The following is a 26,829-nucleotide window of genomic DNA, read 5'->3' as shown; positions in this document are numbered from 1 at the left end:
AGCACTTGACAAGCTGGCTGCAGTGTTCGATCGGGATTCTCCGATGTATAACGCAATTATCATTGCAGCAGAAAAATCCCCGTTCCTGGCCGGCGAACTGAATGCCTTCGGTCGCGACCCCGACTGGGAGTTCGTAAAGGGGGAGGCAAATAAGGGAATCTTTACTGATTCGTCCAAGAAGAAGATCGCTTTTGATCCTACATGGAGCGAATCTGCAACCTTATTCGCCACCACGCTGGCGCATGAACTCGGACACGCGCTGCTGCCAGGCGGGACGGGCGGTTCTTTGGCACTGAATCCGGATCAGGCCGTCGCGAATGGTTTGTCGAACGAAGGGGTTGCGCTCCTTTCCGAATATATTGTGGCCATCCAGTTGGGGTTGACCGGTGGTGCGGCCGGCCACATGCATTCGGACCAATCCGACAGTCGGCTGACGCTGCAACTGAATCAACTGGCTCAGTCGGTTGGCATCGACGTCAAAAGCGTGACGTGGGGATCTGCTGCCGCTCACGCGCTCGCCGATTCGAATTCGGCCCTGGTCGATGCTGCGGGGAAATACTACGGCACCGTCCATCCGTCCCCGGCCTTGCAACTGACGTATAGCCAGTTTTATGCGGATTGGTGGATTATCCAGCATTCCGGCATGGATCCGAATCTCGTCGACTGGCAGAAGGTCCAGGGCGACATGATCAAGTACACCAGTTTCACAGTTGATGGCCAGTCGGTATTCACGATTGATACGAAGGGAATTCCGCTGCTGAACGGCGGATGGGTGATGGTGAATGGTGACCTTTCGTTGAAAGGTGCTGTGACTACGGCCCTGTTCGGTCCCAATGGCCAAATCCAGGAACAAGCAAAATTCGACTACACGGGGTTCAAGTTCCAGGATGTATTTTTTGGTGCCGACGGCAAGGCAACCCAGCGGTACGACTTCCGGCTTGACAAAAGCTATACGAAGTACGACTTCGGTGCCGATGGCTCACAGACCGCAACGTTGTACGGAGTGAACGGTAAGATCACCGAATACGCGAAGTTCAACACCAATGGCTTCAAGACGCTGGACATCTTCTATGGAGCCGATGGTAAGGCGACGCAGCAATACAACTTCAACCTCGACAAGAGCTACACGCAGTACGACTTCGCCGCGGATGGTTCGCAGACCGCGACGCTGTACGGCGTGAACGGCAAGATCACCGAGTACGCGAAGTTCAACACCAACGGTTTCAAGACGCTGGATATTTTCTACGGCGCGGACGGCAAGGCCACGCAGCAGTACAACTTCAACCTCGACAAGAGCTACACGAAGTACGACTTTGCTGCTGATGGTTCACAGATCGCGACGTTGTACGGCACGACTGGCCAGATGACCGAGTACGCGAAGTTCAACGCCAATGGCTTCAAGACGTTGGATATCTTCTACGGTGTGGATGGCAAGGCCACGCAGCAGTACAACTTCAATCTCGACAAGAGTTATACGAAGTACGATTTTGCTTCTGACGGTTCACAGACCGCGACGCTGTACGGTACCACGGGCCAGATCACCGAGTACGCGAAGTTCAACGCTAACGGCTTCAAGACGTTGGACATTTTCTACGGAGCGAACGGCAAGGCCACGCAGCAGTACAACTTCAACCTCGATAAGAGCTACACGAAGTACGATTTCTCTGCCGATGGTTCTCAGACCGCGACACTGTACGGCACGACAGGCCAGATCACCGAGTACGCGAAGTTCAACGCCAACGGCTTCAAGACGCTGGACATTTTCTACGGAGCGAACGGCGAGGCCACGCAGCAGTACAACTTCAACCTCGATAAGAGCTACACGAAGTACGACTTCCCCGCCGATGGTTCTCAGACCGCGACACTGTATGGCACGACAGGCCAGATCACCGAGTACGCGAAGTTCAACGCCAACGGCTTCAAGACGCTGGACATTTTCTACGGTGCTGACGGCAAGGCGACGCAGCAATACAACTTCAACCTCGACAAGAGCTACACGAAGTACGACTTTGCTGCCGATGGCTCCCAGACCGCGACGCTGTACGGCACGGCTGGCCAGGTTACCGAGTACGCGAAGTTCAACGCCAACGGCAACAAGACACTGGACATCTTCTACGGTGCTGACGGCAAGGCGACGCAACAGTACAACTTCAACCTGGATAAGAGCTACACAAAGTACGACTTCAATGCCGACGGCTCGCAAACGGCGACGTTTTTCGGCGCCAATGGTCAAGTGAGCGAGTATGCGAAATTCAACGCAGCCGGTGTCAAGACGCAGGATATCTTGTTTGGCGCGGACGGAAAGGCAACCAAGCAGATCGACTTCAATATCGATGGCAGCTACGCCTCTCACGTCTTTAATAGCGATGGCTCACAATTCGCAGCGCTGTTCGGCACCAATGGACAGATGACAGAATATGCGACATTTAATGCGGGCGGGTTCAAGACACAGGACATTTTTTACTCGAACGGACGGGCGACGCATCGGTACGATTTTGCTCTTGACAAGAGTTTCATCGCTCATGTGTTTGACGGTTCAGATGAAATGGTCGCACTCTTCGGTGTGAACCATATTGTTTATGATTATTATAAGTATTCCTATGGAAAACTATTCGAACGTGACATATTCGATGGTCTGGGGCGTCAGATCGAGGCTGACCGCTTTAGCACCTCAACGGGCAAGCTTACCGGGTTCTCAAAGTTCACGTACAACAGTGATGGCACGTACAATGCAAAAAGCTATGATTCATCGGGACACTTGACCGCCAGTTCAAACTACACCGGCGACGGACACTTGATCCAGAACAACACCATCTATATTCCCGGAAGTAGCGGTTTCCCTTCTGCTCAATTGTGGGGGAGTTTCCAGATCTGATTGATTCAATGTACGCGCAGGTATGTCTCGTCCAGGACATATCTGCGGCGTCGGCTGATTCGGATATCGACCATGTAGGTATCGGAGGCCGTTGATTCGAGCCCTGCTATGGTGAAGAGATGACGCGGCAGGTTCGCAATCGGCGACAACTTCATTGGGGTCTATGGCCGCCCGGCCATCCTCAGATAAAGCAACGCACCGCCCGCGAGCAGCAGCGGGCACAAGATATACCACCCCGTCGTCAGAAACAGCCCGGCAACGGCGACCAGCGAAATCCACGCGCAGCGGTACGCGATGCCGCCACGCGGCAGCAGTTTCAGCGCCGCGGCCGCGCCGAGCCCGTACACCATCACGAAGCAACCCGACGTGACGAGCACGAGCGGTTTCGGCCCGACGTCCGTGAGCGTCGTTGCCGCGAGCGCCACGGCCGCCAGCACCGCGATCACGCCGAGGCTGCGGCGCGGCACGCCGCCGACCTGGCTGCCTTGCGCGAGCCACGCGGGCAGCGCGCCGTCGCGCCCGAGCGCTGCGCCGAGTTTGGCCGCACCCGCGAAATAGGCGTTCATCGTGCCGAGCGTGAGCAGCACCGCGGCCGTGGCCGCCAGCACCCGCGCGTGACCGCCGATGCCGCCCGCGATCAGTTCCGCGAGCGGCGCGCCCGACGCGCCGGCCGACGGCCCGAGCACCGCCACGCTCGCGGCCGCGACCGACAGATACAGGAACCCGACGACCACGACCGCGATCGCGGCCGAGCGCGGCATGTCGTGCGCGGGGCGGCGGAATTCGGCGGCGAGGTGCGTGATCGCTTCCCAGCCCGCGAAGCTCCATACGAGCAGCGCCGCCGCCTGGCCGACCGCCAGCCAGCCGTGCGGCGCGAACGGATGCAGGTTCGCGGCGCGCGCATGCGGCGCGGATGCGAGCACCGCGGCCAGCAACAGCGTGACGAGCAGCGCCGACAACACGAGCTGCATGCGGCCCGACACCGTCACGCCGAACGCATTCGCGGCCGATACCGTGGCGATCAATGCGGCGGCCGTGACGATGACCGTGGCATGCCCGCCGCCCGTGACGGCCGCGACATACGCGCCGCCGAACATCGCGGCGGCCGGCGCGCCGGCCGGCACCGCGAAATAGAAGCACCAGCCGACGATCGCCGCGGCCTTCGGCCCGAATGCGCGTCGCGCGTAGGTCGATACGCCGCCCGCGTCCGGATAGCGCGCACCGAGTGCGGCGAAGGTGGCCGCGAGCGGCCCCGACAGCACGACGAGCGCGGCCCACGCGAGCAGCGATGCCGGGCCCGCGACCTCGGCGGCGAGCGCGGGCAACGCAATGACGCCGGTGCCGAGCACCGCGCCGATATACAGCGCGGCGCCCTGGAAAATCGTCAGCGAGCCCGCGTGATGAACGGCGGGCGAATCGGCATGCGAAGGCATGAAAGGCAGTCTCCGGAAGGCTTGTTCTGGGCGCGGTCCGCGCGGTGAATCGTGGGATGCTACCCGAACGGGCGCGGCGATGCGGCGCGGCGTTCAGTAGTCCGCGATGTGCCGCGTGTCAGCCGATGTCAGTAGCGGCGGGCGAGACGCAGGCGCGCATCCTCGCGCGCGGCGGGCGTCAGCTCGGGCGCGTAGTGGAACGCGCCCGCCACGAGCGACGCGACGGGCACGCCGTCGCGGAACAGCACGCGATTGCCGGCCAGCGCGGGCACCTTGTCGCCGGGCAGCAGCGTGCCGGCAAGATTCAGCGGATCGGCGCCCGTCACGCACACATATTGGCCGTCGCCCGGTTGGCGACGCAGTTCGCGCAGGATCGGAATCGCCTCCGGCAGCGCGAACTGCTCGCCCGCGAGCCCGGCGACGAACCGTCCGCCGCGAATCTCGCCGCGCGCTTCGAGCCGCTGCAGCACGCGCACGAGCTCGCGCCAGCTCGGCAGCCAGTCGGCTTCGCGTTCGAGCAGCCGCCAGAACACGACACCATAGCGGCGCAGCAGCGTCCAGACGATGTGTTCGAGCGCGGCGGGATCGGTCGCGGGCGCACCGCGCTTCGGTGCCGGGGTTGGTGCGTCGTCGTTCGTTGGCGAAACGCGTTGCACGAGCGCCCAGCGGCCCGCATCGTCCATCCCGCCGATCAGTGCGCCGCCGCGCCGCGTGCGCGGCGCATATGTCGCGCTGCGCTTGACCGCCGGCTTCAGCAATGCGCGCAGTCCGGCGAAGCTGTCCGCATTCACGAGGCCGGCCGACACGAGTTCGCCGAGTGCCTGTTCGAGTTCGACGGGCAGCATGTGTAGTTCGTCGAGCAGTGCATCGAAGAACATCGCGCCATGTGCGGCTAGCGCGTCCCGCACCTGCGTCGCGCGCGCGGACAGCGCCGGTTGCGCGTCCGGGTCGCGCAGCGCCTGCCATGCGCCGAGGTGGCGGCGGGGCAGCAGCACGACCGGCGTCGTCTTCACGGGCGTGCCGGCCGGGCGGGCCGGCGCGCCGATGCGGGTCCACACGAGCTTGCCCGAGCGGCACAGATCGTCGAGGCCGCCGGCTGTATAGTCGGTCAGCCGTGCGGGCAGGAGCGCGTCTTCCCATGCGCTCGCCGCGGCTTCGTAGCCTTCGAGCTGCTCGACGACGGCCGCGAGCGCGTCGCGGCCGGTTCCGCGCGTATCGGGTGTCAGGCGCTGCCAGTGGAACAGGAAGCGCATGAAATCGGCGCGCTCGACGGGCTCGATCTCGCGGCGCAGTCGTTTCACCGTATAGCGATGAATGCGCGCGAGCAGATGGCGTTCGCACCATTCGTCGGTCGTCGCGCCCGGCGTGAAGCGGCCGCGCATCACGTAGCCTTCGCGCTCCAGTGCGGCGAGCGCCGTCGCGATCGTCGCGGGCGGCAGGCCGAGTGGCTGTGCGATGGCGTCGAGCGTCAGCGGCCCGAATCCGGTGAGTCGCGCGCGGATCACGTCGACGAGCGCGGCGTCGGCGTCCCATGGCTGCGCGCACGCGGCCGGCACGTTCAGCGCGGGTGCGACACGGGCGTCGGGATGCAGCGCGCGCATGCAGACCAGCCGTTCGACCGGCACCCACAGCGCGGCGCCATCCGGTGTGACGAGTTTCGTCGCGCGACGCCGTTCGGCCAATTCCGCGAGCCGCTCGGGCCAGCCGTCGTGCGCGTGCGCTTCGCTGTCGGCGACGCATGCGAGCGTGAGCAGCGCGTCGTGCATTTCGTCGGCATCGCGCACGAGCGGCCACGCTTCGTCGCGCACCGCATCGATCGCGTCGGCATCGAGCGCGCCGAGATCGTCGGCCGACTCGGGGTCGCTCCAGCGGCGCGACTGCACGGCCTGCGTGCGGCGCTCCTCGAGCGGCGCATCGTCGAGGAACGCATAGGGCTTCGCGTTCAGTATCTCGGCCGCGAGCGGCGACGGCGCGGGCAGGTCGCGCGCGATCAGTTCGATCGCGCCGCTTTCGATCCGGCGCAGCAGCGCGAGCCAGCCGTCGGTATCCATCGCGTCGTGCAGGCAATCGTCGAGCGTCTGGTCGACGAGCGGGTGGTGCGGGATCTCGCGTTCGCCGACGACATTTTCCAGGCACGCGACCTGTTCGGGAAACACCGTCGCGAGCAGGTCGTCGCTCTTCATCCGCTGCAGTTGCGGCGCGGTGCGCCGGCCGCCGGTGAAGCGCGGCAGCGCGAGCGAGGTCGTCGCGTTCCAGCGCCAGCGCACGCCGAACATCGGCGCGTCGAGCAGCGCCTGGATCAGCACGTGTTCGGCGCTCGCCGAGCGCAGGTAGCGCCACACTTCATCGAGCGCGAAACTGTGCGCGAGCGACAGCGACAGAACGATCGCGTCGTCGGTCGCGGCGGCTTGCAGCTCGAAGTCGAACGTGCGGCAAAAGCGCTTGCGCAACGCGAGCCCCCAGGCGCGGTTGATGCGGCTGCCGAACGGCGAATGGATCACCAGCTGCGTGCCGCCCGACTCGTCGAAGAAGCGCTCCATCACGAGCGTGTCCTGCGTCGGCAGCGCACCGAGCGCCGCGCGCGTGCGGGCGAGGTAGTCGACGATCTGGCGGGCCGCGTCGGGAGCCAGATGCAGATCGTCGGCGAGCCAGCGCAGCGCCGGCGCGAGGCGGCTTTCGGCCGGGACGATCGCGGTGCCGTCGGCATCGCTTCGCGAATCGGCGACGGTTGAGGCTTCGGCGGCTCGTTTGGCCTTGCCGCGCGTGGCCGTCTTACCGGTTGCATCACCATTCGCGCCGTTCACGCCGCTCGCACCGCGCTTGCGTCCGCCGGCATCCGTGTTGCGATCGCCTTCGGCGAACAGCGCGTCGAGCCGCGCGCGCAGCCGGCCGACCGCGGCCGACAGTTCGTCGCTGCGCCCAGGCGCCTCGCCGAGCCAGAACGGAATGCTCGGCGACTGGCCTTGTGCGTCCTCGACGCGCACGCGGCCCGTTTCCACGCGAATGATCCGGTACGACTGGTTGCCGAGCTGGAACACGTCGCCGGCCAGGCTCTCGACCGCGAAATCCTCGTTGACGGTGCCGACCTGGATGCCCTGCGGTTCGAGCAACACCGCGTAGTCGGCCATGTCGGGAATCGTGCCGCCCGAGGTCGTCGCGGTCATCATCGCGTTGCGGCGTCCGCGCACCGTGCCGCCGACCACGTCGCGATGCAGATACGCGCCGCGCACGCCGCGGCGGCTCGTGAAGCCTTCGGCGAGCATCTTCATGACCTCGTCGAAGCGTTCGCGCGACAGGCGCGCGTACGGCGCCGCACGCGTGAAGCTCGCGTACAGCGCATCCTCCTGCCATTCCGCGCAGGCGACTTCGGCGACGATCTGCTGCGCGAGCACGTCGAGCGGCGCCTCGGGAATCCGCAATGCGTCGAGCTCGCCGCGCTGCACGCAGTCGAGCAGCGCCGCGCATTCGACCAGCTCGTCGCGCGACAACGGGAACAGGCGGCCCTTCGGCACGCCGCCGACCTGGTGCCCGGAACGGCCGACGCGCTGCAGGAACGGTGCGATCCCGCGCGGCGAACCGACCTGACATACGAGATCGACGTCGCCGATGTCGATGCCGAGTTCGAGCGACGCGGTCGCGACGAGCAGCTTCAGCTCGCCGCGCTTGAGCCGCTGTTCGGCGTCGAGGCGATGTTCCTTCGCGAGACTGCCGTGGTGCGCGGCGATCGCGTCCTTGCCGAGGCGCTCGGCGAGATGGCGCGCCATGCGCTCCGCGGTGCGCCGGGTGTTCACGAACACGAGCGTCGTGCGATGCGCGGCCGCGAGCGCGGCGATGCGGTCGTACACCTGGTCCCACACGTCGGTCGCCATCACCGGCCCGAGCGGCACGTTGGGCAGTTCGAGCGCGAGGTCGCGTTCACGCGTGTGGCCGGTGTCGACGATCGTGCAGTCGCGCGGCGCATCGGCCGGGCCGCCGACCAGGAAGCGCGAGACCGCGTCGATCGGTTTCTGCGTGGCCGACAATCCGATGCGCGGCAACGCGCGGCCCGTCAACGCATCGAGGCGTTCGAGCGACAGCGCGAGATGGCTGCCGCGCTTGGATGACGCGAGCGCGTGGATCTCGTCGACGATCACCGAACGCACGCTCGACAGCATCTGCCGTCCCGACGTCGAGGACAACAACACGTACAGCGACTCGGGCGTCGTCACGAGGATGTGCGGCGCGCGTTTGCGCAGCGCCGCGCGTTCGGCCTGCGGGGTGTCGCCGGTGCGCACGGTGGTGCGGATCGCGGGCACCGGCAAGCCGAGCTGCGCGAGCGATTCGGCGATACCGGCGAGCGGCGCGTCGAGGTTCACGTGGATGTCGTTCGACAGCGCCTTCAGCGGCGACACGTAGACGACGAGCGTCGCGTCGGGCAGTGCCCCGTCGTGCGCGAGCGCATCGCGCACGAGATCATCGAGCGCGCACAGGAACGCGGTGAGCGTCTTGCCGGAGCCGGTCGGCGCGGCCACGAGCGTCGACCGGCCCGCCTTGATGTGCGGCCACGCGAGCGCCTGCACGCCGGTCGGCGCGGCGAACGTGCGACGGAACCATGCGGCGACGGCCGGGTGGAACACGTCGAGCGCGTGGGCGGGGCGGGTGGCGGTGACGTCCATCGGAGCGTTGAAATAGGGTGCGAGCGCACGGGCGGCCGCGCGCGAATCGTCAGTGTGCCAGACGTCGCAACTGCGCGCCGGGCACCTGGGGCGGGGAGAATACGCGCGCCTCGTAGATGCAGATGAGGCGCAGTGCCGGCGTTTCAATAGGCGTGCGTGTGCAACGCCACCCGTTCGGTCACGGGTGCCGGATCAGCGAAAGGGAGCGACGCTTGCGTTCGGCGTGCGCGGCCCTGGCCGCAGTTACACGCGATGCAACCAGCCCAGCCAGTGTTCGAGGAAAGGCGCGCGCGTCCACAGCGACTGCGCGAGCCACAGCGTGCCGCCCCATGCGGCGGCGACGATGATCAGGTCGCAGTGTCCGCTGTTCCACAGATTCAGCGAGTGACGCCGCCAGATCCACGGCACGCCGAGCGGATTCGGCCAGTCGGCGAGCAGGTGCATCACGCCGCCGCACGCGAAGCCGAACAGCGGCGCGGCCCACAGCGGATGCGGATGATGCGTGAGCCCGTGCCAGCCGAGCGCGAGCAGCGCGATCCAGCCGATGCCCCAGTGCGTGACGGTGCGGTGGGTGATCCACAGGCGGCGCTTGCGGGTCCACCATGCGATTTCGAGCCAGTCGGGCGCGGTGCCGCCCGCGACGCCGGCCACGAAGGCGGCGAGCAGGCCAGTGTGCCAGGGGCCGGTCGCGCCGGTTTGTGCGACGAGGACGGCGGCGGCGACGCCGGCCGCGAAGCCGGACGCGTGATGCGCATTGTGTGATGCCATAGGGAACGAGACGAACGAACGTGAAGCGGCGTGCGAGCGAAAGCCTGAACGCAGCGCGAAAGCGGGGCGCTATCTTCTCAGATCGGCCGGCACAGCGGGCAGCTCTGGCGCCGTTTTTTTGCATGTGCGGCATGAGGGGACCGCGGTTTGCAACTTTCGGATTTTTGCATTGCAACGAGGATCGGCCGCGCAGGAAATTTCGACCGATGAGCACGCCCGTTTCTACCGGGTAGGTGACCTCGCTGCCCACAATTTGCACGCGTTGATCGCACGTCGCGTGTTCGACCCTTTTTGTCCCCCTATACTACGAAGCCGCAGGTGTCCGCCGGCGAGCCAGCGGATACGCGCGCATCGGGCGCCTTTCCCGCCTGAAGAAGATCCACATGGGGGACATGCAATGACTACGCTGAATCGCTTCAAAACATCCGCCGTCGTGCTCGCGACGGTGGCCGGCGTCGGTTTCCTGCCGAACGCGCCTGCCTATGCGAAGGGTCCGCAGCCGGCGGTCCTGACGAGTTCGGCGGTCGCAGTAGCCGACAAGTACAGCGCGGATGCCGCGGAGCGGATCTTCAAGGAAGGCGGCAACGCGATCGACGCGGCCGTCGCGATCGCGTTCACGCTTGCCGTCACGTATCCGGAGGCCGGCAACATCGGCGGCGGCGGCTTCATGACGATCTACAAGGACGGCAAGCCGTACTTCATCGACTACCGCGAGCGCGCGCCGCTCGCCGCGACGAAGGACATGTACCTCGACAAGGAGGGCAACGTCGTCAAGGGCATGAGCCTGTACGGCCCGCGCGCGGCCGGCGTGCCGGGCACGGTCGCGGGGATGTGGGAAGCGCAGAAGCGCTTCGGCAAGCTGAAATGGAAGCAGGTGCTCGCGCCGGCGATCCACTATGCGCGCGACGGCTTCATGGTCGACGAGCAACTGGCGCAGCGCGGCGTCGACGCGTCGAAGGAGTTCGGCGGCAAGACCAACTTCGACAAGTACTTCTCCGGGTTGAAGGCGGGCACGAACTTCAAGCAGCCCGATCTCGCCGACGTGCTCACGCGGATCGCGAACGGCGGCGCGGAAGGTTTCTACAAGGGCAAGACGGCCGAGCTGATCGCGGCTTCGATGAAGACCGGCGACGGCAACGGGCTGATCACGACCGAGGATCTCGCGCAATACCGCGCGGTGTGGCGCCAGCCGGTGCAGGCGAAGTGGAACGGCTATGACGTGATCACCGCCCCGCCTCCGAGTTCGGGCGGCATCGGCCTCGTGCAGTTGCTGAAGATGAAGGCCGATCTGAAGAAGGACTTCGACGGCGTGGCGCTCAACTCGCCGCAGTACATCCATCTGGTCGCGGAAATCGAGAAACGCGTGTTCGCCGACCGCGCGCAATACCTCGGCGATCCCGATTTCTACAAGGTGCCGATCGCGCAGCTCACCGCCGACTCGTACATCGCGAAGCGTGCGGCCGAGGTCAATCCGAAGGAGCCGTCGGACACGAAGAGCGTGCAGCCGGGGCTCGGCACGTCGATGCCGGAGAAGGCCGAAACGACGCACTTCTCGGTCGTCGACAAGTGGGGCAACGCGGTATCGAACACGTACACGATCAACGGCTATTTCGGTTCGGGCGTGATCGCCGACGGCACCGGCATCGTGCTGAACGACGAGATGGACGACTTCTCCGCGAAGCCGGGCGTCGCGAACATGTTCGGCGTGGTCGGCAGCGATGCGAATGCGATCGAGCCGAAGAAGCGCCCGCTGTCGTCGATGTCGCCGACAATCATGACGAAGGACGGCAAGGTATCGCTCGTGATCGGCACGCCGGGCGGCTCGCGGATCTTCACGTCGATCTTCCAGGTGATCAACAACATCTACGACTTCAAGATGCCGTTGAAGGACGCGGTCGGCGCGATGCGTTTCCACCACCAGCTGCTGCCGCCGAACACGATCTTCTGGGAGCCGTACCATCCGATCGAAGGCGAGCTCGCGAAGCAGATCGAGGCGCGCGGCTACACGCTGAAGGGGCAGGACTTCAGCGGCGATATCCAGGTGATCAAGATCGACGGCCGGACGCCGGAGGCGATGGCCGATCCGCGCGGGCGCGGCGTCACGCGGATCATTCGCTGACGGGGCAGGTCGTGGGCGCGACCGCCGTGGCGGTCGTGCCGACGGCAATCGATGCCGGGCCGGTGTGCCCGGCATTTTTCATGGTGTCGGCGGGCGGCGCGCGTTTGGATCGCGTGGCGAGCGCCGGCGCGTGTCGCCTGGCGGTCGACGCCAGCCGGTCGCCCCAGCCGGTCGCCTAGCCGCTCGCCCCCTTTTTCATCAATTTGACGCGCGACGCTGGGATAATGGCGGAGTATGGCTGCGTCAATTGAAGCAAGGAGGCCCCATGGAAGATAACGATACCCGCAACGAGACCGACGACCTCACCGATATGGCGTCGGGCGAGTCGCGCCGGCACCATTTCGAGGAAGACCTCGTCGACGCGTACGACGAAGAACTCGAAATGGAGCTTGACGACCGCCGTTTCGATAGCGGCGAGGATCTGCTGTTCTCGCCGGAGCGCCGCGAAGCGCGCAAGCAGTATTTCCGCGAGCTGTTCCGGCTGCAGGGCGAGCTCGTGAAGCTGCAGGACTGGGTCGTGAGCACGGGGCACCGCCTCGTCGTGATTTTCGAGGGGCGCGACGCGGCAGGCAAGGGCGGCGCGATCAAGCGCATCACGCAGCGCCTGAACCCGCGCGTGTGCCGCGTGGCGGCGCTGCCCGCGCCGAACAACCGCGAGCGCACGCAATGGTATTTCCAGCGCTATGTCGCGCATCTGCCGGCCGGCGGCGAAATCGTGCTGTTCGATCGCAGCTGGTACAACCGTGCAGGTGTCGAGCGCGTGATGAATTTCTGTACCGACGACGAGTACGAGGAATTTTTCCGTTCCGTACCCGAATTCGAGAAGATGCTGGCGCGTAGCGGGATCCAGATCGTCAAGTACTGGTTCTCGATCACCGATCGCGAGCAGGAAGTGCGCTTCCAGAACCGGATCCAGGATCCGCTGAAGCAGTGGAAGCTGAGCCCGATGGATCTGGAGAGCCGCCGCCGCTGGGAAGCGTATACGGCCGCCAAGGAAGAAATGCTGCAGCGCACGCATATTCCCGAAGCGCCGTGGTGGGTCGTGCAGGCGGTCGACAAGAAGCGCGCGCGCCTGAACTGCATCAGCCATCTGCTGACCCAGGTGCCGTATCACGAGGTGCCGCGCCCGACGATCGATCTGCCGCAGCGCGAGCATCACGAGGACTACATTCGGCGTCCGGTGCCGGACAGCATGATCGTCCCGGACGTTTATTGAGCGGTTCAGGTCGGCTGGACCGACCGCCGGGACGCGCCGTGCACGCGGCGCGCGTTATTCCCGGATCAGGAACGCGGCACGGTCGCGGCCGGCGATCCACGCGGGTTCGCGACCGCGTCCGCTCCACGTGGCGCCCGTCGCCGGGTCACGATATTTCGCGCCGATCGTGAACAGCTTCGCGCGATCGCTGTAGCCCTGCCCGAAGATTTCCCGCGCGGTCAGCGCATAGTCCTTCACGAGCTGGCGCACCTGGACCAGTGCCGCATCGCGTTCGCGGCGACGTGCCGTCTGGATGCGTCGATCGAGTTCCGCGAGTTGGGCTTGCAGTTCTTGCAGTTGCATGCGTCCGATATCCCCTGGCTGAATTCTGATTGTCGGCGACGCGCGAGGTGCGGCGTGCCCCATGCCCGGCCAGCCGTTTGCGCAACGCCGTACCGGGAATGCAGGGAGATTAAATTTGGGTGCGCGGTTTTTCTATGGGACTTATCTGAATTTTGGCGGGGATCGTCATGAAGCCGGGGCGCGGAGGCTGCGCGGCCGGCGGCGCGTCACAGGTCAGGGAAGCCCGAGCGCCCCTGCGTCAGGTCGAACAGCTCGGCTTTCGCCGTCGCTTCGGCCGTTTCCGGCAGCTTGATCACGAGTTTCACTGTCATCCCGTACGCACTGTCCGCCAGTTCATAACCCGCCTGTTCGATCCAGCGGCGCACGCGCGCTTCGTCCGGATAGCCGATTTCGATCGCGAACCGCGTGTGGCGAATGCGTTCGATGCGCTCGGCGTCGAGCAGCGCGGAGGCGATCGCGTCCGTATAGGCGCGCACCAGGCCGCCCGCGCCGAGCTTCACGCCGCCGTAGTAGCGGACGACCGCGCCGAGCACGCCGTCGAGATCGTGATGACGCAGCACCTCGAGGATCGGCCGGCCGGCGGTGCCCGAGGGCTCGCCGTCGTCCGACATGCCGGACTGGCCGCCCGCGAGCAGCGCCCAGCAGACGTGGGTGGCCGCGGGGTGCGCGTCACGCAGGCGCTGCAGCGCCTGCATCGCGGCGTCGCGGTCGTCGACGGGGATCGCGTGTGCGATGAAGCGGCTCTTGCGGATTTCGAGCTCGCGGGTGTATTCGGTGGCGAGCGAATAACTCATTGAACGGGAAAAGGGGATTCGGAATCGCGCCCATTATGAGCCATTTGGGTGCAGGATCGGTACAAAGTACGTGGGACGACGGATTGTCGGGATAACCGACGATGCACAACTTTCCGGGAAATTAATAAATAGTTAAATAATGGAGAAGTCGCACGCTGTAACGTTGATCTTTTGTAACAGTCCTGTTACAGTTCCGCCGCACCGGGATGCCGGTCACTCGGCATGGAAAGCGGAGCGCAACGGCCCGATACGCGGCGGCGCTATATAAAAACACTCAAGAGAAGTCACCTCAACGAGAACAACAATGGCCGATTTGCATTGGACCATGCCAATCGCCAGATGGACGTCGATTTCGACCGCGGGGGTGCCGGGCGTCGAAGCCCTCGATCCGATGGTGCGTCGCCGCTTGAGCCGGCTGTCGCGTCTCGCGCTTCAGGCTGCGTATGACTGCGCCGGAGCGGAAAATCCGTTGCGGATGGTATTCGCGTCGCGCCATGGCGAACTGACGCGCACCACCGGCATTCTCTCCGACATCGGCGCCGCGGAACCCGTCTCTCCGACGGCCTTCAGTCTTTCCGTTCTCAATGCGGTCACGGGCATATTCGGGATCGCAAGGCGCGACCGATCGCCCGCGACCGCGATCGCGGCCGGCCATGAAACCCTCGGCTACGCGCTGCTCGAAGCATTTTCCCAATACGACACGTCGCCGGCATCGCCGGTGTTGCTCGTCCATGCGCACGAGCCGGCCGACGCTGTATACGGCGATGTCGATGACGACCCGGAGAGCGTCGGGCTTGCCGTGCTGCTTGACGCCGATGAGCCGGTCGGTTATCTGACCTGCGAAATGGCGGTTGACGGCGCGAGCGACACGCATGTTGCCGACGACGCGGCGAATACGCAAAGCGCGGCAGTGCTGCGCTGCCTGTCGGCGCGCACGACGGCGTCATGGCGTGGCGAACACGCATTCTGGCGATGGAGCTGGCATGATCGCGCGGCTTGACTACGGCTGGCGCCTGTTCGCGACCGGCATGAGCCTGACATTCTTTGCGTTTTGCGGATCGGTGTTCTCGGTGCTGGCGATCGTCGTCGGCGCACTGTGGCCGCATCGGCGCTCGCGCCAGCGTTGCGTGACGCTCGTGATCCACCATTTCTTCCGCGTGCTGGTCGCGCTGCTGCAGCGCATGGGCGTGATGAAGCTCGAGCTGAGCGGCGTCGAGCGTCTCGCCAACGGCGGCCCCGCAATCGTCGTCGCCAATCATCCGACCTGGCTCGACGTCATGGTGCTGCTGTCGCTGACGCCGAAAGCCTGCTGCGTCGTCAAGCGCGGCCACTGGGGCAACCCGTGTTTCTGGGGCATCGTCCGTGCAGCCGAATACGTGAGCAATGCCGATGCCGTCGGGCTCGTCGAGGCCGGGGCACGGCAACTGGCGGCGGGCTACACGATGATCGTCTTCCCGGAAGGCACGCGCAGCCCGGGTGGCAATCGTCTGCATGCGTTCTCGCGCGGCTTCGCGCATATGGCGCTGCAGTCGCGCAGCCGGATTCAGCCGGTGCTGATCGATTGCGATCCGCCGGTATTCACCAAGACCCTGCAGTGGTATCACGTGCCGTCTCGTGCGTTTCGCATGCGCATCGACGTGCTGGAGCCGATGGATCCGAACCGGCTGGCGTCGGATGTGACGTCGCCGTCGATTGCCGCTCGCAGTATTGCCCGCGAGGTGGAAGTGCACATTACTCAAAGCCTGTTTCAGTATGGATACTTTAAAACTGCAAATTAAGCAGCTTCTGATCGAGATGCTCGATCTCAGCGACATGACGGTGGACGATATCGATGACGATGCGCCGCTGTTCTCCACCGATGGAATCGGCCTCGATTCCGTCGATGCGCTCGAAGTCGGCATCATGCTGCGCAAGAAGTTTCAATTGACGATCGCCGCGAACGACGAGCGTACGAAAGCGCATTTTCGGTCGATCAACACACTGGCGGCATTCATTGCCGAGCAGCAGTCGCATCAGGCATCGCAAGAAGCCGTGCTGGAAAAGGGGAGTCACTCGTGACCGACGCAGAAATCCTGGAGCGCATCCGCGCCATTTTTCACGAGAATTTCGCGATCGAGCCGGAGCGCGTGACACCTGAAACGCACCTGTTCGAAGAGCTCGACCTGGACAGCATCGACGCGGTCGATCTGGCCATCAAGCTTCAGGAAATGACGGGCAAGCGCATCAAACCCGAGGAATTCAAGTCGGTGCGCACCGTCGGCGATGTCATCGCCGCGGTTCACGCGTTGCTCGCGCGCGCATGACGATGGCGATGACGGGCACGCGGGCGAATACCGGCACCGGCTTGCCACGCTGGGCAAGCGTGGCGGCCAGGGCGGTGCTGTTTGTCGCGTATCCGCTCGTCATCCTGTTTGCGTGGCAGACCATGTCGCCGCGCTACGTCGGTTGCCTGCTCTTCGCATTGCTGTGGCTTCAGCGCACGGTCGGCAAGGGCACGCTCGCGAAGGCGCTGCGACGGCTCACGACGCTCGACTGGTGCGTGGCCGGTGCATTGACCGCGTTGTCCGTCGCGATTGCCGTGACGGACAGCGAACGTCTTCTTCATCTCTACCCTGCATGTGTGAGTGCCGGCTTGCTCGTCGCGTTCGGCGCGACGCTGCGGCGCGGTCCGACAATGATCGAAAAATTTGCGCGATCGACCTATCCCGAGCCGAGTCCGGAAATCGTCCGCTACACGCGGCGCGTCACACAGGTGTGGTGCGTATTCTTCATCGTGAACGGCGGCTTTTCGGTGTACACGGCGTTGTACTGGAGCCGTGCATCATGGGCCCTTTACAACGGCTTCATCGCGTACCTGCTGATCGGTGCGCTGCTTGCGGGCGAGTGGCTGTGGCGCAGCGTTGTCATCGCTCCCAGACGAAAGCGCACGGGTGTCGCATGATCGCGCTGCACGAGATGCTGTGTGCCGCGGCGGATAGCGAAACGACAGTCTGCCGCGACGGCGCCGAGGTGCTGACGCTGGGCGATTTGCGTGCGCGCGTGGACGTCATTGCCCGCACGCTCGACGCGAGCGGCGCGCGACGGGTCGCGATCTGCACGGACGATCCGTACGACTTCGCGTGCGCGTTCTTCGCGGTCGCGGCGGTGCACGGCGAAATCGTGATTCCGGCCAGCAACGCGCCCGGCTATCTCGGCGATCTGGCCCATGCATACGACCTGGTGCTGGATGCGCCGGCATTGGCCGCGTGCGGGCACGACACGGAACGCGAACCTGCCATCTTCGTCCGCCCAATCGACGCGACGGCCGCGGTGACGCTCTATACGTCCGGCAGCAGCGGCATCGCGAAGCCGGTGCGGAAGTCGCTCGCGCAGCTCGATGCCGAAGTGCGCACGCTGCAGCGCGAATGGGCCGACCGGATCGGCGCGGCCGTGACGCTGTCGAGCGTGCCGCATCACCACATCTACGGACTGCTGTTCAGGATCCTGTGGCCGTTGGCGGCGGGCCGCGCGTTCGACCGGACAGCGGTGCTCGAGCCGTTGCAACTGCAGCAGCGGCTTGCCGAATACGGCGGCGGTGTCGTGGTCTCGACGCCGTCGCAACTGATGCGCTGGCCTGCGTTGTCCGGTTTTCCGATGCAAGCGCCCGCGCCGTGTGCGTTCTTCTCGTCGGGCGGCCCGCTGCCGGCCGATGCGGCAGCGGCCTACGCGAACGCGTTCGGCGCGGCGCCGCTCGAGATCTTCGGCAGCACCGAAACCGGCGGCATCGCATGGCGGCGTCAGGACGTCTCTCTCGCATGGCAGCCGTTGAAGGGCGTGGACGTGCGCTGCGACGACGAAGGCGTCCTGTGCGTTCGCTCCGCGCACCTCGGCCACGATCGCTGGCACCGCACCGACGACACCGCGCGATTCGACGCGCAGGGCCGCTTCGCGCTCGCGGGACGGCGCGATCGCGTGATCAAGCTCGACGGCAAGCGCGTGTCGTTGCCGGAGCTCGAGACGCGGATACTCGCGCACGAGTATGTCGAGCAGGCGGCCGCGGTGGTCGTCGACGGCGCGACGCGGCCACACGTGGGCGTCGTCGCGGTGTTGAGCGCGGCGGGGCGGGACGCGCTGGCGGAGCACGGGCGGATTGCCGTTGCCACGACGTTGCGACATGCGCTCGGTGCGTATTTCGATGCGGCCGCATTGCCGCGCTACTGGCGATTCCGCCACGCGATGCCGTTCGATGTGCGCGGGAAGCTGCCCGCTGCCGCGCTGGCGGCGGCCTTTACGGCCACGCCGGAGGGCTTCGAGCTGCTCGCGTCGTGGCGCAGCGACGACGCGTTGCATTACGAGCTGCGCGTGCCGCCCACACTCGCGCATTTCGACGGGCATTTTCCCGGGCTGCCCATCCTGCCCGGCGTCGTGCAGATCGACTGGGCCGCGCGCCTTGCCAGCCGCGAGATGCCGGCCGTGCGGGAAGTCCGTTCGATCGAACACCTGAAGTTCAAGGCGCCCGTGCCGCCCGGCGCCGTGCTGGCGCTGCGTCTCGCGCATGATCCGGTATGCGGCCGCACGCGCTTTGCGTTCCGGTGCGGCGGCCGGGAATGCACGTCGGGCGTGCTCGTATACGGCGCGGCGGCGGCATGAGCGACACCTGCATCGTCATTCCGATCTACAACCATCGCGACGCGATCGGGGGCACGCTGGCGCGTCTGGTCGTGCACGGCCTGCCGATTCTGGTGGTCGACGACGGCAGCGACGAGCCGACCCGGCGGGTGCTGGCAACGCTGGCCGCGCAGTATGCCGGTTCCGTGACGTTGCTGCGGTTGCCCGTCAACGGGGGAAAGGGTGCGGCCGTCATGGCCGGCATGCGTGCCGCGCGCACACGGGGATACCGGCATGCGATCCAGATCGATGCCGACGGCCAGCACGATGCCGACGACGTGCCGAAGTTCGTCGCGGCCGCCCAGGCCGAGCCGCACGCCGTGATTCTCGGGCGGCCACGTTTCGACGACAGCGTGCCGAAGGCGCGCCTGTACGGCCGCTATCTCACGCACGTGTGGGTGTGGATCGAAACGCTGTCGCTGGACATTCCCGATGCGATGTGCGGGTTTCGTCTTTATCCGGTCGATGCCGTCTGCGAACTGATCGACATGGTATCGATGCCGACGCGGATGGCTTTCGACAGCGAAATCCTGGTCAGACTGCACTGGCGAGGCCTGGCGTTCAGGACGATCGCGACGCGCGTCGTCTACCCGGCCGACGGCGTGTCGCATTTCGACGTCTGGCGCGACAACGTGCGCATCAGCGCGAGCCACACGCGGCTCGTCGCCGGGATGCTCGTGCGCGCGCCGATGCTGCTGACGCGCCGGCTCATCGGTCGGCGCGCCGCGCCGCCGACGGCGCGCACGCGCGCATGGTGGCGCATGCCGGAACGCGGCAGCCGGCTCGGCATGGCGTTGCTGGCCCTGAGCTGCCGCTGGTTCGGTAAGGATTTCACGTCGCTCTGGCTGCATCCGATCGTCGGCTATTTCGTGCTGACGAACCGCACGGCGCGCACGGCGTCGCATGCGTACATCGCGCGCCTGCGCGACGCGCAAGCGGCGGCCGTGCCGAAGCCGGGATGGCGCAGTGCGTATCGGCACATGCTTGCCTTTGCGCAGGCGGGATTCGACAAGTTCGTCGCATGGTCCGGCCGTCTCGACGAACTCGACGTGCGCTTCGACGATTCGTCTGCATTCGATGCGCTCGCCGCGAGCGGACGCGGTGCGCTCGTGATCGGCGCGCATCTGGGCAACCTCGAGATGACACGCGCGCTTGCGCTGCGCGATGCGCACACGAAGGTGACGGCGATCGTCTATACCGAACACGCGAAGCGCTTTACGGGTGTGCTGGCCGGCGCGAACCAGGCATTCGGCAAGCAACTCGTCGAGGTATCGGACTTCGGGCCGGATACGGCGATGATGATGCAGTCGCGGATCGATGCGGGCGAGCTGCTCGTGATCGTCGGCGACCGCGTGCCGCCGCATGATTCGGGGAAAACGGTCGACGCCCGTTTTCTCGACGCGCAGGCCCCGTTCGCGCAGGGCCCGTACATTCTCGCCCATGCGCTCGGCTGTCCGGTCTACCTGTTCTTCTGCCTGAAGGAGCAGCGCGGCTACCGGCTCTATTTCGAGTCGTTCGCAGACCGAATCGAACTGCCGCGCCGCGAGCGCGCGAGTCACGTCGCGCATTGGGCGCAGCGCTATGCCGCGCGGCTCGAACACTATTGCCGCAAGGCTCCCTATCAATGGTTCAACTTCTTCGATTTCTGGGCGCGGCCCGATGGAGGTCCGCGTGGCCGAGCATGACATGAAGAACGTCCCGGCCACCGCCGCGGCGGACGCGAGCCGGCCGCCCGTCGTGATCGGCGACCGGCATCTGACGATCGAGGACGTCGTCGCGATCGCCCGCGATGGTGCGCCGGTCGCGCTGAATGCGGCGAGCGCGTGGCGCTCGCGGATCGAGCGCGGCGCAGCCTGGCTGCGCGACTATCTCGCGAACGGCGGCACGCTGTACGGTGTCACGACCGGATATGGCGACGCCTGCGTGGTCGAGGTGCCGCCTTCGCTCGTCGAAGCGTTGCCGCTGCAGCTGACCCGTTATCACGGATGCGGGATGGGCGAGTGGTTCGACGCGACGCAGACGTTATCCATCATCGTCGCGCGGCTCAATTCGCTCGCGTTCGGCTACTCGGGCGTGCGGTTCACGTTGCTGGAGCGGCTGGCCGATCTGGTGAATCACCGCATCCTGCCGCGCATTCCATCGGAAGGTTCGGTTGGCGCAAGCGGCGACCTGACACCGCTGTCCTACGTCGCCGCGGCGCTGGTCGGCGAGCGCACCGTATCGTTCGCCGGCGACGAGCGCGACGCGCGGGACGTATGGCGCGCGATCGATCGCGCGCCGCTCACGCTTGCGCCGAAGGAAGGGCTGGCACTGATGAACGGCACGGCGGTCATGACGGGGCTGGCCTGTCTCGCGTTTGCGCGTGCCGAGCACCTGACGTCGATCGCTGCCCGCCTGACGGCATTGACGACGGTCGCGCTCGACGGACGGGCGGGGCACTTCGATGCGCGCTTGTTCGACGCGAAGCCGCATGCGGGGCAGGCCGAGGCGGCCGCATGGATACGCGCCGATCTGGCCGGCCGCGACGAATTGCCGGGGCGGCGCCTGCAGGATCGCTATTCGGTGCGGTGCGCGCCACACGTGATCGGCGTGGCGCGCGACGCGTTGTCGTGGATGCGTCGCGATATCGAGAACGAACTGAACAGCGCGAACGACAATCCGCTGATCGATCCGGACGAAGGGTGCGTGCTGCACGGCGGCAATTTCTACGGCGGCCATATCGCGTTCGCGATGGATGCGCTGAAGACCGCGGTGGCGAACCTCGCGGACCTGATGGATCGCCAGCTCGCGCTGCTGGTCGACGACAAGTTCAGCAACGGACTGCCGCGCAACCTGACGGGGGCGACCGGGGAACGGGCCGCGATCAACCACGGGTTCAAGGCCGTGCAGATCTCGTCTTCCGCATGGACGGCGGAGGCGCTGAAGCACACGATGCCGGCGAGCGTGTTCTCGCGCTCGACGGAGTCGCACAACCAGGACAAGGTCAGCATGGGAACGATCGCCGCGCGCGATTGCCTGCGCGTGCTGGCGCTGACCGAGCAGGTCGCCGCGGCGCACGTGCTTGCGACCGTGCAGGCCGTCCGTCTGCGGCTGCGCGACGACCCGCGCACGCAGCTTTCGCCCGCGCTGCGCGCGTTCATCGACGATGTGGGTCGCCAGTCGCCGCTGGTGGTCGAGGACCGGCCGCTCGAAGCGGAGCTGCGCGCGTTGACGGCGCGCCTGGCAGCCTGCGAGCCGATTGGCGAGCCGATTGGCGGATCGTTCGGCGCATGCCGGCGCGGGGAGGCGGCATGAACGAGAACCGTCCGCCGCTCACCGCGACCGCACGCGTCGAGGTGCTGTTCCACGATGTCGACGCAATGAACGTCTGCTGGCACGGGCATTACCTGAAGTACTTCGAAAGCAGCCGTGCCGCACTGCTGCGGATGATCGACTACGACTATCCGGCGATGCTGGCGTCGGGCTACGTGTGGCCGGTGGTGGAGGCGCATCTGAAATACGTCCGCCCGGCCCATTACAGCCAGCAGCTCGACGTGCGCGCGACGCTCCTTGAATTCGAGAACCGGCTGAAGATCGGTTACGAAATCGTCGACGCTGCCTCCGGCGAGCGTTTGACGAAGGGCTATACAGTGCAACTTGCGATCGATGCGACGACGCGCGAACTGCAGTTCGTGTCGCCGCCGGCCTTGATCGAAAGGGTGCGTGCGCAATGGGCCTGATGCTGCGCAACCGACGGTTTGCGGCGACGATGCTCGGCGCATGCATGATGTTCGCCGGCGGCGCGCTGGCGGCCGCTCCGGCGCCGAGCGCGGCCGCAGCGGTGGCCCGGCCAGCGAACGCCGCGCTCGTTGCCGATGTCGCGGCGCGGCTGGCGCGAGTCGGCGCGATTCGCGCGGATTTTCGGCAGACCCAGACGCTGTCGGCGATGAAGCAGCCGCTCGTCAGCACAGGTTCGATGTTGTTCGATCGCAGGTCGGGCGTCGTCTGGCGCATCGACACACCGTACAAGGCCACCTATGTGATTACGGACGGCGGCATGCGTGAGGTCGGGGCAGACGGACGCCTCGTCGCGCCGGCCGGTGGCGGCCGCGGCGTCGCGCAAGTGTCGCGCATGATGCGCGACATGCTCGGCGGCGACCTGTCGGCGCTGTATGCGCAATTCGACGTCGAAGCGAGCGGCACGCCGGAACGGTGGCGGATGGTGTTGCGGCCGAACCAGCCGCAGCTCGCACAGGCGATCCGCGTGCTCGAAATGAGCGGCGGTGCCTATCTCGGCAAGCTCGACATGACGTTTGCGAACGGCAACGTGACCGTGCTCGAGTTCGTGCGGCCGACGCCGGTCGATGCGCCCGCGCCCATCGAGCGCGGTTGGCTGGAGGCACGATGATGAATACGGCGCGCGACGCGATCGACGCATCGGGCGACCGCGGCCGGCGGCGCGTGCTGTGCGCCGCATGGCTGACCGTCGCGCTGGTTGCGATCGCGTTCATCGTGTGGCGCTTCAGCGGCCCCGCACCGTTGCAGACGAACCTGCTTGCACTGCTGCCGGCCACCGAAGCGAATCCGGTGGCCGAACGAGCGGTCGACGTGCTCGGCGATGCGCTCGGTAATCGCACTGTCTATCTGGTCACCGATCGGGACGCCGACCGCGCGAAGGCCGCCGCGAAGCAGTTTGGCGCGCGGCTCGCGGCGAGCGGGGCATTTCGTTCGGTGACGGTCGAAGTGCCGCCGTTCGACCTGTCGCAGATCGCGGCGACCTACCTGCCGGCCCGTTTCGGTCTACTGACGGACGCGGATCGCCGGTCGCTCGAACAAGGCGACGCCGCGCTCGGCGAGCGCCTTGTCCGGCGGCTCTACGCGCCGCCCGTCGACGGTCTGCAGACTGCGGTGGCGGACGATCCGTTTGGCTGGCTGCAGCACTGGCTCGGCGAGCTGCCGCTCGCGGCATCGAACCTGTCGCTCGAAGACGGCATGCTGGTGTCGCATCGCGCCGGCGCAACGGGCGTGCTCGTGATGACGTCGCTGGCAGGGTCGGCCTATGAATCCAGTGTCCAGCACGCGGTACGTGTCGCGACTGCCGATGCGGAACGCGCTCTCGCGGGCGAGTTCCGCGGCGTTCGCGTCGACCGGGCCGGCGCCGTCTTCTATGCGGAAGCGGCGCGCGCCAGTGCCGAGCGCGACGTGCACGTGATCGGCGCGGTGTCGCTGGCCGGCATCGCGCTGCTGCTGATGAGCGTATTCCGGTCGCCGCGCCTGCTGGTGCTCGCGTTTGCGTCGACGGCATTCGGCATCGTGTGTGCGCTGGCCGCGACGCTGTTGGTATTCGGCAAGCTGCACCTGTTGACGCTGGTGTTCGGCGTGAGCCTGATCGGCGAGGCCGTCGACTATTCGATCCAGTATTTCGTCGCATACCTTTCCGCCGGGCGGCAATGGGATGCGCGGCGCGGCGCGGCGGCGGTCAGGCCGGCACTCGCGGTGGCGCTGGCGACCAGCCTGCTGGGTTACGCGATCCTGATGTGGGTGCCGTTTCCGGCACTCAAGCAGATCGCATGCTTCGCGATCGTCGGGATCCTCAGCGCGTTCGCTGCGGTCACCGGCTTTTTGCCGCTGATGCTGACTCAGCCGCCCCGCAGCGCGCCGTCTCGCGTGTTCTCGGGCGCGGCCCGCTTGCTGAGCGGTTGGCAGTCGCTGCTGGCAGGGCGGCGCGCGGTGGCCGCCGCCGTGCTGGTCGCGCTGGTTGCGATTCCGGGGTGGGTCGTCCTGAAGAGCGACGACGACATTCATCTGCTGATCCAGCGGGATGCGGGCCTCGCTCGACAGGAAAGCAACATCCGCGCGGCGGTCGGGCTGGCAAACACCGCGCAGTTCTTCGTCGTCCAGGGCGCGTCTCAGGAAGAGGTGCTCGAGCGTTCCGAGGCGCTGCTCGGGGCGCTCGAGCAGCAGCGGGTCGGCCGCGTCCAGTCGATCGCGACGTTCGTGCCGTCGGCGAAGCAGCAGGCACACAATCGCGCGGTGCTGGGCACGCACGTGTTCGCCGATGCCGCCGCACTGCGTGCGACGCTGGCGCATGCGGGCTTCCGCGACGAGGTCGCCGACGCGTGGCTTCGCGCGTATTCCGTCGATGCGCCGGCGACGCTGTCCGTCGATACGTGGCTGGCGGCCCGCTGGTCGGCCCCGTTCAGGCATCTGTGGCTCGGGCGGGTCGACGGCGCCACCGGCCCCGTCGATGCGGCACTGGCGATTCCGGAACGGGTCGACGCGGCCAATGCAGCGACGTTCGCGGCGCTGGCGCGCACACTGCCGGGCGTGTCGTGGGTCGACAAGGCCGCAAGCGTGTCGAGCCTGTTCGGCGCCTATCGGGTCGACAGCGGCCTGTGGCTGGCCGGGGCGCTGATCGTGGTCGCCGCGCTGCTGATGTGGCGATACGGCATGCGCGGCGGTATCGCGACGACGTTGCCGGTCGTGTTCGCCATCGCGTTGACGCTCGCGGCGTTCGGCTATGCGGGGGTGCCGCTCACGCTGTTCAATTGGCTCGCGCTGATGCTGGTGCTCGGCGTGGGCGCGAACTACGCGGTGTTCCTCCGCGAAGGCTGCATGCGGGACGCAGGCGGTCTCGGCGCCGTATGGACCGGCGTGCTGCTGTCGGCGGCCACGACGTTGCTGTCGTTCGGGATGCTCGGTGCGAGCGCGATGCCCGCGTTGCGCAGCTTCGGCACGACCCTCGCGATGGGCATCGTTTTTTCGGTGCTGTTCGCGCCGCTCGCCACGCCGTCCACGAAGGAGGGGTGCGCATGAACGCCAGACTGACGCCGGTCTACCTGTCCGCGCCCGGCATGATCAACGCGCTCGGCGCAACCACCGACGAAATCGTCGACGCATTGCACGCCGGCGTCGCGCCGGGCATGGCGCCGCGTACCGATGGCGTCGCCGGCGGCTGGATCGGGAGCGTGCGGGCCGCGCTCGACGTCGCGCCGCCCACCTCGCTCGTGCATTTCGATTGCAGGAACAACCGGCTGTTGCTCGCCGCGCTGGCGCAGATCGGATCCTTCGTCGACGCGGCGATCGCGCGTTACGGTCCGCGCCGGATCGGTGTCGTGATCGGCACGAGTACGTCCGGCATCCAGGCGGCGGAGCACGCGCTTGCGCAGCGTGCCGCGACGGGCACGATGCCTGCCGCGTTCGATTATCGACAGATGGAAATCGGCACGGCGGCGCCGTTCGTGCGCGCGGTGCTGGGTGTGGCCGGGCCTGCCTATACGTTGTCGACCGCGTGCACATCGAGTGCCAAGGCATTCGCGGCCGCGCGCCGCCTGCTGCGGCTGAAGCTGTGCGACGCGGTCGTCGTCGGCGGCGCGGATTCGCTGTGCGAGCTGACGCTGCAGGGCTTCGCGTCGCTCGAATCGGTCAGCCCGGGTCGGACCAACCCGATGAGCCGAAACCGGAACGGCATCAATATCGGCGAAGGCGCCGCGCTGTTCGTGATGAGTCGCGATGAAGCGGCGGTCCGGCTGGCCGGCGTCGGCGAGTCGAGCGATGCGCACCACATTTCGGCGCCGGATCCGGCGGGCTGCGGCGCGGAGGACGCGCTGCGCGCCGCGCTCGCGGACGCCGGCGTCACATCGTCCGCGGTCGGCTACGTGAACCTGCACGCGACGGCGACGCGGCTAAACGACGAGATGGAAGCGAACGTGATGGCACGGGTGTTTCCGCACGGCGTGCCGGCGAGCGGGACCAAGCCGCTGACAGGACACATGCTCGGCGCGGCGGGCGCGACCGAGCTTGGATTCGGCTGGCTGACGCTGGCGCGCGGGATCGCGCTGCCGACGCACGTCTGGGACGGCGAGCGCGACCCGGCGCTGCCGGGGCTCGAGCTGGTCGACCGCGAGCATCGTCTGGCCGGCGCTGCAACAGGACGCTACGTGATGAGCAATTCGTTCGCATTCGGCGGCAGCAATGCCAGCCTGATTCTGGGAGGCTGAC

At 66.4% G+C, this 26,829-nt stretch carries 20 protein-coding genes; 15 read left to right on the top strand and 5 right to left on the bottom strand.

Annotated features, from left to right (window positions below; all coding sequences use genetic code 11):
* Positions 1-43 precede the first annotated feature (43 nt).
* Positions 44-2,875, top strand: coding sequence for a hypothetical protein (locus tag ABIC50_RS25580; protein WP_354167720.1), 2,832 nt, complete (start codon positions 44-46; stop codon positions 2,873-2,875).
* A 161-nt stretch (positions 2,876-3,036) separates the two neighbouring features.
* Here ABIC50_RS25580 and ABIC50_RS25575 read toward each other — a convergent pair whose 3' ends face one another.
* From ABIC50_RS25575 to ABIC50_RS25565, 3 genes are all read right to left on the bottom strand, one after another.
* A complete protein-coding gene (locus ABIC50_RS25575) occupies positions 3,037-4,308 on the bottom strand; it encodes an APC family permease (RefSeq protein ID WP_354167717.1) in 1,272 nt (423 codons plus the stop codon).
* A 128-nt stretch (positions 4,309-4,436) separates the two neighbouring features.
* Positions 4,437-8,963 (bottom strand): DEAD/DEAH box helicase, encoded by a 4,527-nt coding sequence (locus ABIC50_RS25570; RefSeq protein WP_354167714.1) that lies wholly within the window; start codon positions 8,961-8,963, stop codon positions 4,437-4,439.
* Between the two features lie 243 nt (positions 8,964-9,206).
* Complete coding sequence (locus tag ABIC50_RS25565) at positions 9,207-9,731, bottom strand: metal-dependent hydrolase (protein ID WP_212081998.1); 525 nt, start codon at positions 9,729-9,731, stop codon at positions 9,207-9,209.
* A 397-nt stretch (positions 9,732-10,128) separates the two neighbouring features.
* Between ABIC50_RS25565 and ggt the strand changes: the two genes are divergently transcribed.
* Together ggt and ppk2 are read left to right on the top strand one after the other, a co-directional pair.
* Complete coding sequence (gene ggt, locus ABIC50_RS25560) at positions 10,129-11,850, top strand: gamma-glutamyltransferase (RefSeq protein WP_105832710.1); 1,722 nt, start codon at positions 10,129-10,131, stop codon at positions 11,848-11,850.
* A gap of 265 nt (positions 11,851-12,115) precedes the next feature.
* A complete protein-coding gene (gene ppk2 / locus ABIC50_RS25555) occupies positions 12,116-13,066 on the top strand; it encodes a polyphosphate kinase 2 (protein ID WP_175702331.1) in 951 nt (316 codons plus the stop codon).
* 54 nt (positions 13,067-13,120) lie between these two features.
* Here the strand turns inward: ppk2 and ABIC50_RS25550 are convergent, their stop codons facing one another.
* The gene (locus ABIC50_RS25550) at positions 13,121-13,408 is read right to left on the bottom strand and encodes an H-NS histone family protein (RefSeq protein WP_011658615.1); all 288 of its coding nucleotides are present in this window, start codon (positions 13,406-13,408) and stop codon (positions 13,121-13,123) included.
* A gap of 206 nt (positions 13,409-13,614) precedes the next feature.
* Positions 13,615-14,202, bottom strand: coding sequence for an IMPACT family protein (locus tag ABIC50_RS25545; RefSeq protein WP_012365880.1), 588 nt, complete (start codon positions 14,200-14,202; stop codon positions 13,615-13,617).
* A 304-nt stretch (positions 14,203-14,506) separates the two neighbouring features.
* On the opposite strand from ABIC50_RS25545, the gene ABIC50_RS25540 reads away from it, so the two are divergent.
* Genes ABIC50_RS25540 through ABIC50_RS25485 form a run of 12 tightly spaced genes read left to right on the top strand, consistent with a single transcriptional unit; the run spans position 14,507 to position 26,828 of the window.
* Complete coding sequence (locus ABIC50_RS25540; protein WP_354167712.1) at positions 14,507-15,202, top strand: beta-ketoacyl synthase chain length factor; 696 nt, start codon at positions 14,507-14,509, stop codon at positions 15,200-15,202.
* A complete protein-coding gene (locus ABIC50_RS25535; protein WP_175674498.1) occupies positions 15,186-15,980 on the top strand; it encodes a lysophospholipid acyltransferase family protein in 795 nt (264 codons plus the stop codon). The genes ABIC50_RS25540 and ABIC50_RS25535 overlap by 17 nt, the downstream gene beginning before the upstream one ends.
* Entirely contained in the window at positions 15,955-16,260 is a 306-nt protein-coding gene (locus tag ABIC50_RS25530) for a phosphopantetheine-binding protein (RefSeq protein WP_011658619.1), read from the top strand. Before ABIC50_RS25535 ends, ABIC50_RS25530 begins: the two co-directional genes overlap by 26 nt.
* Positions 16,257-16,505 carry an acyl carrier protein gene (locus ABIC50_RS25525; protein WP_011658620.1) on the top strand — a complete coding sequence of 83 codons (249 nt, stop codon included), beginning with the start codon at positions 16,257-16,259 and terminating at the stop codon, positions 16,503-16,505. The genes ABIC50_RS25530 and ABIC50_RS25525 overlap by 4 nt, the downstream gene beginning before the upstream one ends.
* Positions 16,502-17,143, top strand: a complete 642-nt coding sequence (locus ABIC50_RS25520; protein ID WP_354167710.1) for a COG4648 family protein — start codon at positions 16,502-16,504, stop codon at positions 17,141-17,143. Before ABIC50_RS25525 ends, ABIC50_RS25520 begins: the two co-directional genes overlap by 4 nt.
* Positions 17,140-18,831 (top strand): ApeI family dehydratase, encoded by a 1,692-nt coding sequence (locus ABIC50_RS25515; protein WP_354167708.1) that lies wholly within the window; start codon positions 17,140-17,142, stop codon positions 18,829-18,831. Before ABIC50_RS25520 ends, ABIC50_RS25515 begins: the two co-directional genes overlap by 4 nt.
* Positions 18,828-20,534 carry a glycosyltransferase family 2 protein gene (locus ABIC50_RS25510; RefSeq protein ID WP_354167827.1) on the top strand — a complete coding sequence of 569 codons (1,707 nt, stop codon included), beginning with the start codon at positions 18,828-18,830 and terminating at the stop codon, positions 20,532-20,534. The genes ABIC50_RS25515 and ABIC50_RS25510 overlap by 4 nt, the downstream gene beginning before the upstream one ends.
* On the top strand, positions 20,521-22,143 hold the full coding sequence (locus tag ABIC50_RS25505; RefSeq protein ID WP_354167705.1) for an HAL/PAL/TAL family ammonia-lyase: 1,623 nt from the start codon (positions 20,521-20,523) through the stop codon (positions 22,141-22,143). The genes ABIC50_RS25510 and ABIC50_RS25505 overlap by 14 nt, the downstream gene beginning before the upstream one ends.
* Positions 22,140-22,568, top strand: a complete 429-nt coding sequence (locus ABIC50_RS25500; protein WP_011658625.1) for an acyl-CoA thioesterase — start codon at positions 22,140-22,142, stop codon at positions 22,566-22,568. Before ABIC50_RS25505 ends, ABIC50_RS25500 begins: the two co-directional genes overlap by 4 nt.
* Complete coding sequence (locus ABIC50_RS25495; RefSeq protein ID WP_354167703.1) at positions 22,559-23,236, top strand: LolA family protein; 678 nt, start codon at positions 22,559-22,561, stop codon at positions 23,234-23,236. Before ABIC50_RS25500 ends, ABIC50_RS25495 begins: the two co-directional genes overlap by 10 nt.
* Positions 23,233-25,644, top strand: coding sequence for an MMPL family transporter (locus tag ABIC50_RS25490; RefSeq protein WP_354167701.1), 2,412 nt, complete (start codon positions 23,233-23,235; stop codon positions 25,642-25,644). The genes ABIC50_RS25495 and ABIC50_RS25490 overlap by 4 nt, the downstream gene beginning before the upstream one ends.
* Positions 25,641-26,828, top strand: coding sequence for a beta-ketoacyl-[acyl-carrier-protein] synthase family protein (locus ABIC50_RS25485; RefSeq protein WP_354167698.1), 1,188 nt, complete (start codon positions 25,641-25,643; stop codon positions 26,826-26,828). The genes ABIC50_RS25490 and ABIC50_RS25485 overlap by 4 nt, the downstream gene beginning before the upstream one ends.
* Position 26,829 lies beyond the last annotated feature (1 nt).

Origin of the sequence: Burkholderia sp. 567 (assembly GCF_040545115.1) — a bacterium.
In the GTDB taxonomy this organism is placed as follows: Bacteria; Pseudomonadota; Gammaproteobacteria; order Burkholderiales; family Burkholderiaceae; genus Burkholderia; species Burkholderia ambifaria.
Note: the sequence above shows the minus strand (reverse complement) of the source record. Positions and strands in the feature narration are given on the sequence as shown.

Excerpts from the sequence above, each read along its gene's own strand:
- ggt (WP_105832710.1), top strand. The coding sequence starts at position 10,129 with ATGACTACGCTGAATCGCTTCAAAACATCCGCCGTCGTGCTCGCGACG.
- ABIC50_RS25535 (WP_175674498.1), top strand. The coding sequence starts at position 15,186 with ATGATCGCGCGGCTTGACTACGGCTGGCGCCTGTTCGCGACCGGCATG.
- ABIC50_RS25580 (WP_354167720.1), top strand. The coding sequence starts at position 44 with ATGTATAACGCAATTATCATTGCAGCAGAAAAATCCCCGTTCCTGGCC.
- ppk2 (WP_175702331.1), top strand. The coding sequence starts at position 12,116 with ATGGAAGATAACGATACCCGCAACGAGACCGACGACCTCACCGATATG.
- ABIC50_RS25510 (WP_354167827.1), top strand. The coding sequence starts at position 18,828 with ATGAGCGACACCTGCATCGTCATTCCGATCTACAACCATCGCGACGCG.
- ABIC50_RS25515 (WP_354167708.1), top strand. The coding sequence starts at position 17,140 with ATGATCGCGCTGCACGAGATGCTGTGTGCCGCGGCGGATAGCGAAACG.
- ABIC50_RS25530 (WP_011658619.1), top strand. The coding sequence starts at position 15,955 with ATGGATACTTTAAAACTGCAAATTAAGCAGCTTCTGATCGAGATGCTC.
- ABIC50_RS25575 (WP_354167717.1), bottom strand. The coding sequence starts at position 4,308 with ATGCCTTCGCATGCCGATTCGCCCGCCGTTCATCACGCGGGCTCGCTG.
- ABIC50_RS25565 (WP_212081998.1), bottom strand. The coding sequence starts at position 9,731 with ATGGCATCACACAATGCGCATCACGCGTCCGGCTTCGCGGCCGGCGTC.
- ABIC50_RS25485 (WP_354167698.1), top strand. The coding sequence starts at position 25,641 with ATGAACGCCAGACTGACGCCGGTCTACCTGTCCGCGCCCGGCATGATC.
- ABIC50_RS25500 (WP_011658625.1), top strand. The coding sequence starts at position 22,140 with ATGAACGAGAACCGTCCGCCGCTCACCGCGACCGCACGCGTCGAGGTG.
- ABIC50_RS25490 (WP_354167701.1), top strand. The coding sequence starts at position 23,233 with ATGATGAATACGGCGCGCGACGCGATCGACGCATCGGGCGACCGCGGC.
- ABIC50_RS25550 (WP_011658615.1), bottom strand. The coding sequence starts at position 13,408 with ATGCAACTGCAAGAACTGCAAGCCCAACTCGCGGAACTCGATCGACGC.
- ABIC50_RS25540 (WP_354167712.1), top strand. The coding sequence starts at position 14,507 with ATGGCCGATTTGCATTGGACCATGCCAATCGCCAGATGGACGTCGATT.
- ABIC50_RS25545 (WP_012365880.1), bottom strand. The coding sequence starts at position 14,202 with ATGAGTTATTCGCTCGCCACCGAATACACCCGCGAGCTCGAAATCCGC.
- ABIC50_RS25495 (WP_354167703.1), top strand. The coding sequence starts at position 22,559 with ATGGGCCTGATGCTGCGCAACCGACGGTTTGCGGCGACGATGCTCGGC.
- ABIC50_RS25520 (WP_354167710.1), top strand. The coding sequence starts at position 16,502 with ATGACGATGGCGATGACGGGCACGCGGGCGAATACCGGCACCGGCTTG.
- ABIC50_RS25570 (WP_354167714.1), bottom strand. The coding sequence starts at position 8,963 with ATGGACGTCACCGCCACCCGCCCCGCCCACGCGCTCGACGTGTTCCAC.